Here is a 15,195-nt window from a genome sequence, read left to right on the forward strand (position 1 = left end):
AAGGAGTGATCGCGTGACTTTACAGTATAGTGTGTTAGCGAGCGGGTCGACCGGAAACGCCCTCTATATCGAGACGGAACGGACGAAATTGCTCGTCGATGCCGGACTGACCGGTAAAGCGATGCAACAGCGCATCGAAGCCATCGGTCGGTCGTTTGATGGGATTGACGCACTGCTCGTCACCCATGAGCACTCCGACCATATTAAAGGTGTCGGGATATTAGCCCGGAAATATAACTTACCGATTTATGCGAATGCGAAGACATGGGCGGCGATGGAAGCGAACATCGGCAAGATTGATCCCACCTTGAAGTTTCAAATCGAAGTCGGAGATGTGAAACAGTTCGGTGATATCGAAATCGAGACGTTCAACGTGAGCCATGATGCGGCGGACCCGATGTTTTATCAGTTTGCTCATGACGGGAAACGTCTGGCCCATATTACCGATACGGGTTATGTCTCGGATCGGATGAAAGGAATCATCCGTGGAGCGGACGACTTCATCTTTGAGTCGAATCACGACGTCTCGATGTTACAGATGGGACGTTATCCTTGGAGCGTCAAGCGACGAATCCTCGGCGACTATGGCCACGTCTCGAACGAGGATGCGGCCATCGCGATGAGTGAGGTCATCGGCGACCGGACAAAACGGATCTACTTGGCGCACTTGAGCAAAGACAACAACATGAAGGAGCTCGCACAAATGAGCGTCGCACAAACACTCGGTATGCGCGATGTCGACTTAGGTCGAATTAAATTGTGCGATACGGACCCGACAATCCCGACTTCACTCGTTTCTTTATAAAGAAACTTGGGAAAAGACAGGTATCACACTGTCTTGAAAGGGGGACGCGTCGTGAATGAAGAGAGACACCATGAGTATGAACCTCAAGACGTCGAACCTGAAGCGCACGAAGTAGAAGTGAAAGAAGAGAACTCGACGTACCCGTCTCGGAGCGAATGGCGTCCGAAGCAAGAGGAGCACGTACGCCACAAGCCGAGACCCAACATAAAACCTTTGTTACTCGGAGGGGTTGGTGGATTCTTAGGAGCGGCTTTATTTTTTGTTACCGTGATGCTCTGGGATTCGCCAACCTCTCGTTTTGTGACAAATGAGTTGACTCGAACAGAGCAAGCCGTCACCGTCACCGAATCCGACGTCACAAACGCAGTGCTTGGGGCGAAGACGTCCGTCGTCAGCATCACCAACATTCAGCGCGCCTTCACCTCTGATTCGCAATGGGAAGCGGGTGCCGGTTCCGGAGTCATCTATAAAGTGGAAGGTGACACCGCGTACATCGTCACGAATTTCCACGTCATCGAAGAAGCGGACGAGGTCAATATCGCTTTCTCCGACGGTCAAATCGCATCGGCGACGATTTTAGGCGAAGACCCGCTCAACGATTTGGCGGTCGCCGAAGTCGAACTGCCAGAAAATATCGAGGCGAAACCGATCGTCCTTGGCGACTCCACCGTCCTTCAAGCCGGTGAGACGGTCATGGCCATCGGAAATCCGCTCGGTGTCTTCTCAAACTCGGTCACCCGTGGTATCGTCAGTGGTGTCGAGCGGACGGTGCCGGTCGATACGAACAGCGACGGCTTGATGGATTATAACGCGGAAGTCATCCAGACGGATGCGGCCATCAATCCGGGTAATTCGGGCGGTGCCCTCATCAACGTTCGCGGGGAGCTCGTCGGAATCAATTCGATGAAAATCGCCGAGGCGAGCGTAGAAGGGGTCGGATTCTCGATTCCGGTCAACGTGGCGCTGCCGGTCATTGACATGTTAGAACGCGATGGCCAGGTGACGCGGGCACAGCTTGGGGTCACGATCCAGGAAGTCATCGCCGTACCAGGGAACGTCCGGGAAGAGTATGGGATCTCATTCGACCAGGAAGACGGTGTCTTCGTCGAAGAGGTCACCTCGGGGAGTCCCGCTGAAGAGTCTGGACTTCGCATCGGAGACGTGATCATAAAAATCGGTGACCGCGAGATTAAACGATACGTCGATTTACGCGATGCGTTGTATCGCGATGCGACGGTCGGTGATACGATTACGATTGAGTATTTACGTCGCGGGGAAGCAAGAGAAACCGAGGCGACCTTAACTGAAGCAACATAAAGAAGCGGCGACGCTTCTTTTTTAAGGAGGAAAAACTGTGGAAAAAAAAGTATGCAAGGAACATGTTGAACTCGCTTTAGACATCATTGTGGATGAGACGGGGGAGTACCCGTTACTAGAGGAATTATCCACAAGTGGACAAGTGACATGTGAGTTCTGTGATGCCGATGCAACATATGTTGTGTCAAGCAAAAACTAATTATCAACATGTGGATTTGTGGATAACTCTGTGGATAACCCTATGGATAACTCCTAAAAAACTGTGGAAAAAGGAAGAATTGGATGAATATTTCAATTATCACGGTCGGCAAACTGAAAGAAAAATATTTAAAACAAGGAATTGCCGAGTATACAAAGCGGCTTTCCGCCTACGCAAAAGTGCAGGAAATCGAGGTGTCAGACGAAAAAGCACCCGAGCATTTGAGTGAGGCAGATATGTTACTAGTAAAACAAAAGGAAGGCGAGCGCATTTTGGCGAAAATATCCCCAGACACGCACGTCATCGCCTTGGCCATTCAAGGAAAGCAGCGGACGAGTGAAGAGTTCGCCCGTGAACTCGATCAACTCGCAACGTACGGAAAAAGTAAAATCGCCTTCGTCATCGGGGGCTCGCTCGGTCTGTCGGACGATGTGATGAAGCGGGCGAACGATACGATCTCGTTCTCGAAGATGACGTTCCCCCATCAACTCATGAAGCTGGTGTTGTGTGAGCAGATATATCGGGCGTATCGTATTAATCGGAATGAACCGTACCATAAATGAGTGAGATTTCTGAAGCACGAGCACTAACAAACGCTTTGTTCTCTTCATGAAATGAATAAAGCTGACAACAGCGAGAAAAGTTGCGATTTCAATTCAAATCATCTAAGTTGGACCTCAAATTTATGTTGCTACTGGCTATTAATACAAAATTTGAGGTCATGGATGATATACGAATCACAAAAGTTTGGTTGTGCACTGTAGATTAAACTGAAATACGCTTCGCTACTTTATCTAAAAATCTTTTTCTTTGATGATCTTTCCCACTACTCGTAAATGAACTATTCAACCACTTCACGTTTTTAAGTCCAATTCCTTTGAATGTTCTACGAATAAGAGTCCCTTCAATCGGATTCCCGGCCAAAAATTTTAAATACCACGTGGGCACTTCCGAAGTGGAAATGACAGTGGCTTTTTTAATATGGGTGAGTAATCCTTTCAATCCAGTAGATTCCTCTACATAGGCAAAGTTTTTCAACATAACCTTGTCAAAAAATCCTTTTAAAATAGCGGGTACGTCAAACCACCAAACAGGGAAAATAAATACCAATTCATCACTATCGCTTAGCATCTTCTGATATTGATTCACTAACGGATCTCGGGATTGACCTTTCGAATAAAGAGATAAATCCGATTCACTTAAGACAGGATTGAATTGATCCTTATTTAAGTCAATGATTTGATAATCTTTTTTCTTACGTACTAACTGTTCAATTGTTGTATCCATGATGGATTTATTGAAACTACCATGCCATGGATGAGCAAGAATAATCGTTGTTTTCATAGGTGGTCCTCCTAGTGAGATTAGATTCTGGACAAATTTAAAATTGAACATATGTCATAATTTGAACAATTGCTCAATTTATATATCTGCAATATAATGTTCGTGTGGACAATACGTCAATAAGTATAGAGGTATTCATACAAAACTCTCATTTTGTACAAATTAAGGAGTACTTATGCTAAAACAAAAACCAATAAATACGAATTCTAAGAGATCAATCAATATTTTAGTGGATACTATGTTGGAATTAATGCGTCGAACGAACTTTACGAGTATCACCATATCAGAACTTACTAAAACTGCGGGATTGGCGCGAAATACATTTTATGCTCATTTTGATACGAAAGAGGATGTACTAACCTATCATATGTATCAAATATTTCGGGAGAGAATCCAACTTGCATCAACAGAAGCAAAACAAGAGCAACTTGATTTCGATACGTTGTATTTTGAGATATGGAGTGACAATCTTGAATTTTTGAATCTTCTAAAAGAAAATGATTTACTTCCGATTTTGAATCGCTTTGAGGAGCATTTCGATTTACTCTGTACAGATTTTCAAATTTATGAGAATTGTAATGTATCTGAAAAAGCGGAAGCATATGCGAATGCGGTATACGCGGATTCATTGGCAAGCATCATGAAAAGGTGGATGAAGACCGGCATGAAAGAAACTCCACAAGAGTTAAGTGAGATTTTTAAAGAGTTTATTCGGTGAACGTTGTTTAAAGTTTGCTCGGAATCAACGCAGGATTCACATATTCAGTTTCACAAATAACGAATCAAAACATAGGAGCGCTTTATGAACCACACCATCAATCTTCTTACAAAAAGAATAAATCAAGACTTTCTAAACACCTTCGAACGTTTCCAGGAAACGCATCGCATCTATGCCGTGGATTCGAGCGGCGAACTTTATCAAAAAGACGAGCAATACATTGATGAATGGGACGATGCGAGGAAACAACAGGTCATTGAGATTCTCAACTACTACATCGATCGTGGCGGAGTGGTTGTGGCAATCCAAAAAGGCGAGGCGCTACTCGGTTTTGCCGGACTGAACGGACAACCGCTCGGAAAAGAGGGACAGTATCTGAACCTCGGTTTCATTCATGTGAGTCGTCCTAATCGCGGACATGGGCTTGGGAAAGTACTGTTTGAACAAGTTTGCCAGGCAGCGGTTGAACGAGGCGCGAAAAAGTTATACATCGGTGCGAATCCGGCTATTGATACGTATCATTTTTATAAAGCGATGGGATGCACATTAGCCGAGGAGATTGTGTCAGAAGTGTACGAAGAAGAACCACTCGACTTACAACTCGAATATGTTTTACCGTCTCCTGAGACCGCATCGTAACGATGTGGTCTTTTTCTTGTCAAAAGCGCGCAACTCCAAGCGTTATCCCATAAAGTGAATTGACTGATTTCGAAAAATTGTGATAGAATCACAAGGCAAATGATTATCATTATCAGTCAATAGGAATAGATGAAATCGAATCGTTGGAGTGAACGTGAAAGGATGAATACAATGAGCACGCTTGAGACATATAACATGGCATTTAAAAACGGATTGGAATTAGAGGACGATGTGATCCTCGAAGAGATGAAACTCGGGGAATCCACAGAATGGGATTCTATCGGGCACATGACGCTCATCGCAGAGATTGAGGATGCGTTTGACGTCTATATCGACTCGGATGAGATGACAGAGTTCCATTCGTACAAGTCTGGTATCGCGTTGTTGCAGCGTCTCGGTGTGGACATCAAATCATGACGCTTTTTCAAACACTCGAGCAGTATGCGAATAGTGAGGCGGTCTATGCGGACCGCTCTTATTCATACAGAGAGATGCTTGAAGTCGGGGATTCGATTTGTGAGGAAGTCGGCGAACGGTCGCTCGTCTTCTGTTTATGTGCGAACCGGATCGAGTCGCTCTTCGGATATATCGGCTTTCTCCGTGGGCAGGTCGTCCCGGTCTTACTCGATGCGGAAATTCCGGCAGAACAGCTGCAGAAGCTGATGGAACGTTATGAGCCGACCCACGTCTGGGCTCCTGAATCGAGAGAGGACCTGGCACATTCGTTAGAGTCTTTCTATCGATACGGTGACTATGTTCTGTTCGAAACAGGGACAGCCGTTCACCATCAACTCCACGAAGAATTGGCCCTTCTGTTGACGACCTCGGGTAGTACCGGGAGTCCGAAATTCGTCCGTCTCACGTATAACAATCTATCAGCTAACGCCACATCGATCATCGACTATCTCGACATCGATCATACGGACAAGCCGATCACAACCCTCCCGATGAATTACTCGTATGGACTCTCCATCATCAATAGCCATCTGTTGAAAGGGGCGACGATTATTCTGACAGACCGCTCCATCGTTCAAAAAGAGTTTTGGGAGCTGTGTCGTGCCGAGCAGGCGACGACGTTTGGTGGGGTCCCGTTTCATTATGAGATGTTGAAGCGGTTAAAGTTTGAGACGTATGACCTTCCGAGTCTGAAAAAACTGACGCAAGCGGGTGGAAAGTTGGATCCGGCGCTCGCGCAGCACTTTGCGACGGTATGTGAAGAAAAAGGGATTCAGTTTTTCATCATGTACGGTCAGACGGAGGCGACGGCCCGGATGTCGTATTTACCGGACCGGATGCATGCGGAAAAAGCAGGAAGCATCGGAATCGCCATCCCTGGTGGAACGCTCATGCTGCGAGATGAGGCCGGAAATGACATCAATGAGGCGAACGTGACGGGCGAACTAGTATATCAAGGTGACAACGTATCGTTCGGTTACGCGACCTCGTTAGCGGATCTTGCGAAAGGTGACGACAATCAAGGTGTGTTGCGTACAGGTGATATGGCGTATCAGGATGAGGAACGTTACTTCTTCATTGTCGGTCGTATCAAACGCATGATTAAACTACATGGGAGTCGAATCAGCCTAGACGAAGTCGAGGCGCTTCTTCGTGAGCATGGACATGAGTGCGTTTGTGCCGGGGAAGATGACCGACTATACGTGTATACGTTACAGGACGACGTTACGCACATAAAAAAAATCATGAAAGAACAAATCAAGGTGAAAGGTGTTCGGGTGATGCAGATTGACGAGATTCCGCGCAATGCGTTCGGAAAGATTCGTTATGCCGCGTTACCGAAGCGAGAACTTGTGACCACCTGATTGTCAGGAATCGGTACATCATCAAGTTTCATAGCATCAGGTGGTAAATATGACTTTTATTTCGATTGAATTCCTCTTATTTTTAACACTCATCGTCTTAACCTACTATGTAGTACCACATCGATTTAGATGGGTGCTCCTTATATTGGCGAGTTATGTCTTTTACGCCACATTGAGCGTTCAATTCATCCCGTTACTGTTGATCAGCACCGCCTTCACCTACGTGATTGGGATATTGATTGAGAAACAGGAAAAGAAAGAACAGAAGAAACGGCTCATGTGGGTCGGTATCTCGGGGCTCGTCTTCTGCCTCGGCTGGTTCAAATATTTTAATTTCGTCAATGACTCGCTTCGTTCGTTCGCTGTATGGAGCGGGTTTGATTATGATGTCCCGTATAAAGAAATCGTCTTACCATTGGCGATTTCGTTCTATACGTTTCAGGCGATTAGCTATGTCGTGGACGTCTCGCGCGGGAAGCAAAAGGCGGAGCGTCATTACGGCTATTTCTCGGTCTATTTCGCCTTCTTCCCGCAACTCGTGGCGGGTCCGATTGAGCGGGCGAAAAAGTTGCTTCCGCAACTGAAGACGGAACAACATCTCGACTACGACAACATCAGCTATGGCATCCAGCGCATCATCTGGGGATTCTTCAAAAAGACGTTGATTGCCGATCGGTTGGCCCCGATTGTTGCAAGTGTGTTCAACAGTCCAGATCCGACCGGTTCGGAGATTGTGCTCGCGACGATGTTGTTCTCGATTCAACTGTTCGCCGACTTCTCGGCGTGCAGTGACATCGCGATCGGCTGTGCACGCTTACTCGGGATTCGCTTATCGGAAAACTTCAAGCAGCCACACTTCGCCGTATCGATCGCTGACTTTTGGAACCGCTGGCACATCACGCTTTCGATGTGGCTACGTGATTATATCTTCATGCCGCTCGCCAAAGGAAAGAAGAAACGTGAACAGATTTACGGAGCTATCCTCGCGACGTTTTTAGTGAGCGGGATTTGGCACGGTGCCGCATGGAACTTTGTACTCTGGGGACTCATTCACGGAATCTATCGCGTGTTCGGAGACCATACGAAACAGCAGCGTGAAAAAATGGCGTCATGGGCAGGATTTGACCGCGTGCCGACATTGCATCGATGGTGGAAAATCGCCATCACGTTCCAGCTCGTCTGTTTCTCACGTGTCTTCTTTCAGTCTCACTCCATGGCGGAGGCGTTCTCACACGCCAAGCTATACGTGACGCCTTCTTCATGGGCACCGTCAGGCATGATGCAGGCGATTCAAATCTTCTCGTTACTCGATTTAATCATCTTCCTCGTCGTCTTTGTCGTCGTGCATCTATTCCAACATATCGAGCGGACGAAGGGCTCGGCTTGGGACTGGATGGCACGTCAGTCTGCGATGACGAGCGTGGCCATCAACTTATTCTTGATTGTCTCGGCGTTCTTGTTCGGTGTGTCGAGCCAAGGATTCGTATACGGTGGGTTTTAAGGTGAATGGAAAGGAATTAGCATGAAGCGTTTAGGAATTAAAATAGTCGTCGTATTACTCGTCATCATCGCCATCTTTATTCCAGTCAATGATTTCGTGAAAGAATCGTGGGAATACAATAACAACCGGTCCATCCTTGCCTTCAAGGAAGACCCTCAACCTGTCGATATCCTCAATCTCGGGACATCTCATGCGATGTACGGATATTCGTTTAAGTCACTCGGGGTGTCCCATCTCGATTTAGCGTTACCGAGTCAACCGATTGCATACGATTTAAAGTTGTTGCAAGCATACGATGAACATTTAAAACCAGGTGGGGTCGTCATCGTGTCGCTATCTCAAATCACCTTCAGCAACTCGTACGTCGGACGGAAGGAAATCTACTACCGTGTATTGGAACGGGAAGATATCGAGTCGGCCAGTCTGTTTCAATATTATACGCATGAACGCTTCCCGGCGCTGAACAGCGGCAGTGTCTACGCCGCCATTTCCCGGGAAATCCGAGATTTTCGCTTTGATGCGCATAAGCCATGGGAGAACGGTGGGCTGAATTATTCTGAGCGTAAGTTTGAGGAAGTCACCGCGCAATACGAGAATGCCGTGAACAATCACGAGATTGAAGAGAATATGGCACATTTACAAGACATCATCGACTACTGCAAACAGCAAGGATATCGCGTCGTCTTGGCGATGGAACCGGTCCATGCATCGTATCATGCGTATTTCGACGAAGGGGTCATGGAACGTCTCGTATTTCAACATGTAGAGAAACTGGATTTAGATGTGCCCTTCCTCAATTACATGGGGGATGAACGTTTCATTCATGAGCAGTCGTTCTTCCATAATCCGGACCATTTGAACGGAAAAGGGCGAAAGCTGTTGTCTTCGCTCGTCTATGAAGATTTGAAGCGATTGGGGTATATTGAAGGAGAATGACGCGAGATTCAAATAGACGGGGAGTGATTCGAATCGAAACGATCTATTTAGCAGGAGGATGCCTATGGGGTGTCGAGGCATTTGTGAAGACGTTACCTGGCGTTCTCATCACCGAAGCGGGACGTGCGAACGGAATGACGGACACGTTGGATGGGGAATATGACGGGTACGCCGAATGTGTCAAAACGACGTTCGATCCGGATGTGGTGACGGTCAAGAATTTGATGCACTACTTGTTCGAAATCATTGATCCATATAGTCTCAATCAACAAGGAAATGATGTCGGGGAGAAGTATCGGACAGGCGTATATAGTGAAGACGCTCGACATTTGTCTGAGGCGCAGGCATTCATTGATTTACGCTCGGATGCGGAACAGATCGCTGTTGAAGTCAAGCCGCTCACGAACTATGTCCGAAGTGCGGACGAGCATCAAGACCGTTTGACGCGTTGCCCGGATGATTATTGTCATATTCCGAAAGACGTGTTAACGAAATATCAAACTGTGCCATCATCAAAGCGTCTCTTCTGAGATGCTTTTTTGTAAGAACTGATACGGAAGGTGTTGATATGAGCAACAACAAAACTAGCCATGGTTCATAAGAATGGGAAAATATGTTATCTTCATTATGTTCTAATTCAGAAAAATGAAGAAGAGGTACACATATGTTCACATTCGGAATTGTTGGAGGAGCGAGTCTTCTCTTGGTCGCGTTCATCTTTGGTCTGACGTACCTTGTCGTGCGCTCCATTTTAAAAATGATGAAAAAGTAAAAGAAGGAGTCTGTCACTCAAATCGAGTGATGGCCTCCTTCCTGTTTATGTTCGTTCAAGCACATTCACAAGCATTTGATGGATGACGTCGTGATCGTTTAGGTCATGGAGCTGATAGGGACTCCCGGGGAGCGTATAGACATCCTTTGCCCCGACGTACGTAATCTGGAGTGTCACAGAACCATCTTCCTGACACGCCGTCGTCAATTCCAACTCGCCGCTGATGACACCGACTTCTTCAGTCATGACACCGTGAGTTGCCTTAAACGTTGAAGTGATCTTATTCATACATAACTCCTTTTCTGACTCAATAAATACAAGCGTTGATTGCTGTCGTGAGTGCTGATTTCTCGGAGGACTGGAGGCTCAAGCCCCAACGACTCTTCGTCTCGACCCACATTTTCGCATACGCACAACGCGCACCGCTTCGTGGGGGTTGCCATGTCGATGGGTCTTGGTCTCCTTTTGAGCGGTTCGATGAAGAGGACACCGCAATCAATTGGGGACCGTTCAAGTCGTTTGCGAAACTTTGACGTTTCGTCGTTGACCAGCTGCTTGCGCCAGAACGCCATGCTTCAGCGAGCGGGACGACGTGGTCGACGTCGAGGTCAGATGCTGACGTGAACGTCAAGCCGTCATAATAACTGTACCATGAACCGGTCGAGACCGGACATTCATCGACGACCGAGTCAGCGTCCCGTTTCAAGACGATGTGACGCGTGTTACAACCACTTCCTTGACTCGACCAATGAGGAAAGAGGTCACGACTGTATCCTGTCATCGACCCTTCATTCTGGACCGTGAGTGCGTTCAGTTTCGTGAGCGCGTCTGCTTTCGACGGGATATTCGGTGGGAAAGCTGAGACCGGTGTAGCGTCAAAGGACGCGGCCACCCAAACGAGCAATGTGACCAGTGTGACAGACATGAGTTTCTTCAACATATAAAGCCTCCTACTATGTATTTGGAATGAACACTTGCGAGGCAAGTGGGCAACCTTTCATCAACCAACAAATGAGACAAATATCACTCAATCAAGTCAACTTGATCATACACAGGATGATTTTGAAAAAGTGTAAAAATCGATAAAAATGATTACAAAGACTATCGCAAATCCGTCTCTGGCATGAGTGAACGTTACGGTGTCATTTCTTTAGAACTAGTGAATGATCAGGACTGGTATAATGGATGACATGGATGGAGAGAAAAGAAGAGGTGGATGGAATGAACAAGAAAGAGATTGCGGCGATTCGCCGGCAGTTCAAAGTGAATGCGACCAAACTTAAGATTGCTGATCTATATACGATTTACATCCGACAGGAAACGAATGAGATTTATTACGAAGAGTTGCGTCCGTTCCCGTTCCTCGAAGAAGAGCAACAGGAACTGTTTTTGACGAACTTTAAAAAGGTGCTCGGTGGGAAACTCGATGAAAAGTTATTCGAAGTAAAGTTCCAGTATCCGGAGGAAGGTCAAGTCGACCATACGCAAGGGTTGCTGTATGAAGGACTTCGTACGGAAGAGACCGACGTCTGGACGGACTATATGCAACGCATCGCGTTGAAGATGGTGAAAGACACGCCGTTTGAGAAAGATATGGTGGTGACGTTCATCCGGGGGAATTACAATAAGCCGACGAACCGACATTCGGAAGAGTCTGAGATTCACGCAAACGATGAAGTGTATACGACGAAATTCATCCTCGGCAGCATCAGCCCGACAGAACTTCCGAAAAAATCACTCGTCTTCGACTTCGTCGAACGGGAGTTCAAAGCCAGCCTGATTATGAATCCGATCATCAAACTCGAGGCACCGATTGGCGGCTTCTTATTCCCGTGTTTCACGGATAACGCGGCCGATGTGAACCACGTCCTTTACTCGGCCCATAAAGCGCATCAACCGGATATGACGTTCATTGAGAACGTGTTGAACGGTTCGGAGATTGTCACGGCAGTGGAGGAAAAGGCGGTCTTTGAAGAAGTCATCAAAACGGTCATCGGCGAAGAAGTCAATTCTCGGACGCTCGCGACCGTCTACGATGAGATCAATCAGATTATCGTCTCCGAGGAAGAGAACGAACAGGAAGAAGAGAGAGTGGCGATGCTCGACTCCCGTGCGGTCGAAGTCGTCTTACGAGCGAGTGGTGTGGAAGATGTGACGACGGAGAAGGTCGAGCAGGCGTTCAAGCAAGTCGTCGACGACACAAAATATGAGATGAAAGCGACGAGTGTCGTTCCGAAATATACGTCGAAATCAATCAAGATCAACACAAAGGTCGCCAATATCTCGGTCAGCCCACAAGATTTGAAATACGTGAAGCAAGTGAACTATAAGGGGAAACCGTGCTTGTTGATTGAAGTAGAAGAAGAGACGGAGATTGAAGGGTTCAAACTCATCTCTGAAGAGTCGCTAGACTGATTGGAGGAAAATCGATGCATCCGATCGAGTTGATGGAACATGTTGCGTTTTTCATCCTAGTTGCCATCCCACTATTACTTGCGCTAGCATTGCGTGGGAAATGGAGACTCGGTATGGTTGGTGTTGCATTGCTGATTGTTGTGACGTACGGTACGTTCTATTTTTCACGCCCTGTCCTTATCGCAGAGCGGGTGGCGGAAGATAAGCGCCTCGTTGACATGTATCTCGCTGAGCGGTATCCGGACGAAACATACAGCATAAGAACAATCCCATTTCGCGCGGAGGGTTTCGAACACACGAATCCGTATACCATCTACGTCACATTTACAAATGAACCGAACGCAGAATACTACTATCGGGTCGATGAGAAAAATCATGTGTATATCTCGGGATTCACGGGGAACGTTCAAGATTTTCGATTCAAGTGAGGGGTCCAAGGCATAAACCTTGGACTCTTTTTTGACAATTGAGTGAGGAAGGTTGAACAAATCATACGATACGGGTATGATGCAGATGAAAACGTTTTCGGAAGAACTTATTTTTTTGCTCATTTTCGAAAGCGCTTTCGAGAATTGTGGAACAATAAAAAAACCTCAAAGATGAACAGCATCTTCGAGGCTAGGTAGGCATTACTTACGGGCTTTGCTCACTTTTAACTTTTTCCCTTTGACCGGTGTCGTCTCCATCGCTTGAAGGACAATCGATCCTTTTCCGTTGAGGATATCGACGTACGTCATTTGATCGGTGATCGTGATGATCCCGATGTCGTCAGCAGATACGCCAGGAATTTTGGCAATCGTTCCGACGAAGTCGACGGCACGAAGTTTTTTCTTCTTCCCGCCACTAAAGTGAAGTTTCATGATGTCCTGGTTAATGCGAGCCGTCTTGTTGTTTCGAACGACGCGTCGTCCGCTCAACTTTTGCTCGAAGGCATCTTGGTTCGCCGCGACTTCCGCTTCTGTCGGCGCATCGATCATCGGAATCTCGAATTGAACGTAAGACTCAATCGCGTTAATGAGACGTTCTTCCTGACGGGTCATGAGCGTGATGGCCGTACCTTGTTTGCCGGCACGTCCGGTACGACCTGTCCGGTGCACGTAACTTTCCTTCTCGACAGGAACGTCATAGTTGATGACGAGCTCGACGTTGTCGACATCGATCCCGCGCGCGGCCACGTCTGTCGCCACGAGGTAGCGGAAGTTACCCATCTTGAAGCCGTTCATGACGGCGAAACGGTCCTCTTGCTCGAGTCCACCGTGGAGACGTTCAGCGGAGTAACCGGCTTTGTCGAGCTCGGCGTACACCGTGTCGACGTTCTCTTTCGTTCGACAGAAAATCATACAGCTGTCCGGGTTCTCGACGACCGTGATGTCTTGAAGCACAGCCAGTTTCTCATTCCGATGAACCGGGAGTAAACGGTGCTCGATTGTCGAAGCGGTCATGCCGGTCGACTCAATCGCGACACGTGTCGGGACATTCATATGTTTCTGACAGAGACGTTCGATGTCTTGTGGGAACGTTGCTGAGAAGACCATCGTCACACGCTCGCTTGGTAGTTGCTGAAGGATTTTCTCGACGTCAGCGAGGAAGCCGCGATTGAGCATCTCGTCCGCTTCATCGATGATCAAGTATTCGATGCGGTCGAGTGAGAGGGTCTCGCGCTCGATATGGTCCATGACGCGACCTGGCGTACCGACAACGATATGCGTCTTCTGTTTCAACTCTTCACGCTGTTTCGAGAACGGTTCTTTCCCGTAGACGGCAGTCGCTTTGATTCGCTTGAAACGCCCGATGTTTGTCATGTCTTCTCGGACTTGGACGGCGAGTTCGCGTGTCGGTGTCAAAACAAGAACTTGTGGTTTGTTTTCGGCCCAGTCGATGAGCTCGATGACCGGAATCCCGAAAGCGGCTGTCTTTCCGCTCCCGGTCTGTGCTTTGACGATCAAGTCTTCGCGCTCGAGTGCACGGGGGATGACCTGTTGTTGTACCTCGGTCGGTGATTCGTATTTCATAATGCCTAATGCGCGCGTAATCTCGTCGCTCAGGCGATAATCAGTAAATTGCTGTTTGTTCATGGGTAACCTCATTCTTTCGTGAAAACTTCTGCTTCAGAAAATTTCAATGTCTATTTGCAATACAGTCCATTATAGACCGAAAGTCAGTAGGAAAGCGAATGAGAATCGATTATCCAAAGTCAGGCAACGTCGGATCGGGTTGAATCACGTAAAAAATAAACTGGTCATGAACATCTTCTAACTGTTCGATTAGCTCTTCAGTTTGTTGTTGATACGCTTCTAGCAATTGAGGGCATATGTAATGAACCGTTCCATCTTCGCGAGCCAGGCTAGCGGTTTCTTCCTGATCAAATTGTAAAACTAACGGTTGTTGGCATGCTGTGCAGCAACCAATCTCCATCTTGTGAAAACCGATTTTGGCTCCCTCAATGAAACAAGAATCACAATAATGTTTGATTGGATCACCAAAGTGACCAAGTTCATCTGTATGGATGATTTCATGTTCTGTTAATTGTCTGTTACAGCTAACGCAGTTGTACATCAATAACACTCCTTTAGTGATCTGTTTCAACAACGTATCATGCGATGAGTCGATGTACAAATTTATCCAGTAACATTATTTTAATAGGTTCAGAAACATCAGAAGAAAGGGGCTTACATAATGGAATCCGATTATAAATATCTCGTTCGACACTTTCAACAAAGCCAATATCG

At 47.0% G+C, this 15,195-nt stretch carries 18 protein-coding genes; 13 read left to right on the plus strand and 5 right to left on the minus strand.

Going from position 1 to position 15,195, the window contains the following annotated elements; translation table 11 throughout:
* Positions 1-13 precede the first annotated feature (13 nt).
* The 4 genes from KNP00_RS11630 (at position 14) to rlmH (ending at position 2,884) form a co-directional block, all read left to right on the plus strand.
* A complete protein-coding gene (locus tag KNP00_RS11630) occupies positions 14-805 on the plus strand; it encodes an MBL fold metallo-hydrolase (protein ID WP_215145414.1) in 792 nt (263 codons plus the stop codon).
* Between the two features lie 51 nt (positions 806-856).
* Entirely contained in the window at positions 857-2,122 is a 1,266-nt protein-coding gene (locus KNP00_RS11635; protein ID WP_215145416.1) for a S1C family serine protease, read from the plus strand.
* 37 nt (positions 2,123-2,159) lie between these two features.
* Positions 2,160-2,321 (plus strand): CxxH/CxxC protein, encoded by a 162-nt coding sequence (locus KNP00_RS11640; protein ID WP_215145418.1) that lies wholly within the window; start codon positions 2,160-2,162, stop codon positions 2,319-2,321.
* Positions 2,322-2,404: 83 nt separating this feature from the next.
* A complete protein-coding gene (rlmH, locus tag KNP00_RS11645; RefSeq protein ID WP_214703537.1) occupies positions 2,405-2,884 on the plus strand; it encodes a 23S rRNA (pseudouridine(1915)-N(3))-methyltransferase RlmH in 480 nt (159 codons plus the stop codon).
* A gap of 202 nt (positions 2,885-3,086) precedes the next feature.
* On the opposite strand, the gene KNP00_RS11650 is transcribed toward rlmH, so the two are convergent.
* Positions 3,087-3,665 carry an NAD(P)H-dependent oxidoreductase gene (locus tag KNP00_RS11650; RefSeq protein WP_215145420.1) on the minus strand — a complete coding sequence of 193 codons (579 nt, stop codon included), beginning with the start codon at positions 3,663-3,665 and terminating at the stop codon, positions 3,087-3,089.
* A gap of 175 nt (positions 3,666-3,840) precedes the next feature.
* On the opposite strand from KNP00_RS11650, the gene KNP00_RS11655 reads away from it, so the two are divergent.
* The 7 genes from KNP00_RS11655 (at position 3,841) to KNP00_RS11685 (ending at position 9,809) form a co-directional block, all read left to right on the plus strand.
* Complete coding sequence (locus KNP00_RS11655; RefSeq protein ID WP_215145422.1) at positions 3,841-4,383, plus strand: TetR/AcrR family transcriptional regulator; 543 nt, start codon at positions 3,841-3,843, stop codon at positions 4,381-4,383.
* A gap of 84 nt (positions 4,384-4,467) precedes the next feature.
* The gene (locus tag KNP00_RS11660; protein WP_215145424.1) at positions 4,468-5,022 is read left to right on the plus strand and encodes a GNAT family N-acetyltransferase; all 555 of its coding nucleotides are present in this window, start codon (positions 4,468-4,470) and stop codon (positions 5,020-5,022) included.
* A 171-nt stretch (positions 5,023-5,193) separates the two neighbouring features.
* The gene (locus tag KNP00_RS11665; protein WP_215145426.1) at positions 5,194-5,439 is read left to right on the plus strand and encodes an acyl carrier protein; all 246 of its coding nucleotides are present in this window, start codon (positions 5,194-5,196) and stop codon (positions 5,437-5,439) included.
* Positions 5,436-6,842, plus strand: a complete 1,407-nt coding sequence (locus KNP00_RS11670) for an AMP-binding protein (RefSeq protein ID WP_215145428.1) — start codon at positions 5,436-5,438, stop codon at positions 6,840-6,842. The genes KNP00_RS11665 and KNP00_RS11670 overlap by 4 nt, the downstream gene beginning before the upstream one ends.
* Before the next feature lie 49 nt (positions 6,843-6,891).
* Complete coding sequence (locus KNP00_RS11675; protein ID WP_215145430.1) at positions 6,892-8,343, plus strand: MBOAT family O-acyltransferase; 1,452 nt, start codon at positions 6,892-6,894, stop codon at positions 8,341-8,343.
* A gap of 21 nt (positions 8,344-8,364) precedes the next feature.
* A complete protein-coding gene (locus KNP00_RS11680) occupies positions 8,365-9,279 on the plus strand; it encodes a hypothetical protein (protein ID WP_215145432.1) in 915 nt (304 codons plus the stop codon).
* 32 nt (positions 9,280-9,311) lie between these two features.
* A complete protein-coding gene (locus KNP00_RS11685; protein WP_215145511.1) occupies positions 9,312-9,809 on the plus strand; it encodes a peptide-methionine (S)-S-oxide reductase in 498 nt (165 codons plus the stop codon).
* 287 nt (positions 9,810-10,096) lie between these two features.
* Here KNP00_RS11685 and KNP00_RS11690 read toward each other — a convergent pair whose 3' ends face one another.
* Positions 10,097-10,339, minus strand: coding sequence for a hypothetical protein (locus tag KNP00_RS11690; protein WP_215145434.1), 243 nt, complete (start codon positions 10,337-10,339; stop codon positions 10,097-10,099).
* A 19-nt stretch (positions 10,340-10,358) separates the two neighbouring features.
* Positions 10,359-10,991, minus strand: a complete 633-nt coding sequence (locus KNP00_RS11695; RefSeq protein ID WP_215145436.1) for an HNH endonuclease family protein — start codon at positions 10,989-10,991, stop codon at positions 10,359-10,361.
* 281 nt (positions 10,992-11,272) lie between these two features.
* Between KNP00_RS11695 and KNP00_RS11700 the strand changes: the two genes are divergently transcribed.
* The gene (locus KNP00_RS11700; protein WP_215145438.1) at positions 11,273-12,466 is read left to right on the plus strand and encodes a DUF4317 domain-containing protein; all 1,194 of its coding nucleotides are present in this window, start codon (positions 11,273-11,275) and stop codon (positions 12,464-12,466) included.
* Positions 12,467-12,480: 14 nt separating this feature from the next.
* Complete coding sequence (locus KNP00_RS11705) at positions 12,481-12,894, plus strand: hypothetical protein (RefSeq protein ID WP_215145439.1); 414 nt, start codon at positions 12,481-12,483, stop codon at positions 12,892-12,894.
* Positions 12,895-13,095: 201 nt separating this feature from the next.
* Here the strand turns inward: KNP00_RS11705 and KNP00_RS11710 are convergent, their stop codons facing one another.
* Entirely contained in the window at positions 13,096-14,541 is a 1,446-nt protein-coding gene (locus KNP00_RS11710; RefSeq protein WP_215145447.1) for a DEAD/DEAH box helicase, read from the minus strand.
* Positions 14,542-14,650: 109 nt separating this feature from the next.
* Positions 14,651-15,022 carry a hypothetical protein gene (locus KNP00_RS11715; protein WP_215145449.1) on the minus strand — a complete coding sequence of 124 codons (372 nt, stop codon included), beginning with the start codon at positions 15,020-15,022 and terminating at the stop codon, positions 14,651-14,653.
* Positions 15,023-15,195: the final 173 nt, after the last annotated feature.

Source organism: Exiguobacterium qingdaonense (assembly GCF_018617855.1).
In the GTDB taxonomy this organism is placed as follows: domain Bacteria; phylum Bacillota; class Bacilli; order Exiguobacteriales; family Exiguobacteriaceae; genus Exiguobacterium; species Exiguobacterium qingdaonense.

Excerpts from the sequence above, each read along its gene's own strand:
- KNP00_RS11650 (WP_215145420.1), bottom strand. The coding sequence starts at position 3,665 with ATGAAAACAACGATTATTCTTGCTCATCCATGGCATGGTAGTTTCAAT.
- KNP00_RS11710 (WP_215145447.1), bottom strand. The coding sequence starts at position 14,541 with ATGAACAAACAGCAATTTACTGATTATCGCCTGAGCGACGAGATTACG.
- rlmH (WP_214703537.1), top strand. The coding sequence starts at position 2,405 with ATGAATATTTCAATTATCACGGTCGGCAAACTGAAAGAAAAATATTTA.
- KNP00_RS11655 (WP_215145422.1), top strand. The coding sequence starts at position 3,841 with ATGCTAAAACAAAAACCAATAAATACGAATTCTAAGAGATCAATCAAT.
- KNP00_RS11695 (WP_215145436.1), bottom strand. The coding sequence starts at position 10,991 with ATGTTGAAGAAACTCATGTCTGTCACACTGGTCACATTGCTCGTTTGG.
- KNP00_RS11715 (WP_215145449.1), bottom strand. The coding sequence starts at position 15,022 with ATGTACAACTGCGTTAGCTGTAACAGACAATTAACAGAACATGAAATC.
- KNP00_RS11705 (WP_215145439.1), top strand. The coding sequence starts at position 12,481 with ATGCATCCGATCGAGTTGATGGAACATGTTGCGTTTTTCATCCTAGTT.
- KNP00_RS11700 (WP_215145438.1), top strand. The coding sequence starts at position 11,273 with ATGAACAAGAAAGAGATTGCGGCGATTCGCCGGCAGTTCAAAGTGAAT.
- KNP00_RS11675 (WP_215145430.1), top strand. The coding sequence starts at position 6,892 with ATGACTTTTATTTCGATTGAATTCCTCTTATTTTTAACACTCATCGTC.
- KNP00_RS11680 (WP_215145432.1), top strand. The coding sequence starts at position 8,365 with ATGAAGCGTTTAGGAATTAAAATAGTCGTCGTATTACTCGTCATCATC.
- KNP00_RS11665 (WP_215145426.1), top strand. The coding sequence starts at position 5,194 with ATGAGCACGCTTGAGACATATAACATGGCATTTAAAAACGGATTGGAA.
- KNP00_RS11660 (WP_215145424.1), top strand. The coding sequence starts at position 4,468 with ATGAACCACACCATCAATCTTCTTACAAAAAGAATAAATCAAGACTTT.
- KNP00_RS11690 (WP_215145434.1), bottom strand. The coding sequence starts at position 10,339 with ATGAATAAGATCACTTCAACGTTTAAGGCAACTCACGGTGTCATGACT.
- KNP00_RS11670 (WP_215145428.1), top strand. The coding sequence starts at position 5,436 with ATGACGCTTTTTCAAACACTCGAGCAGTATGCGAATAGTGAGGCGGTC.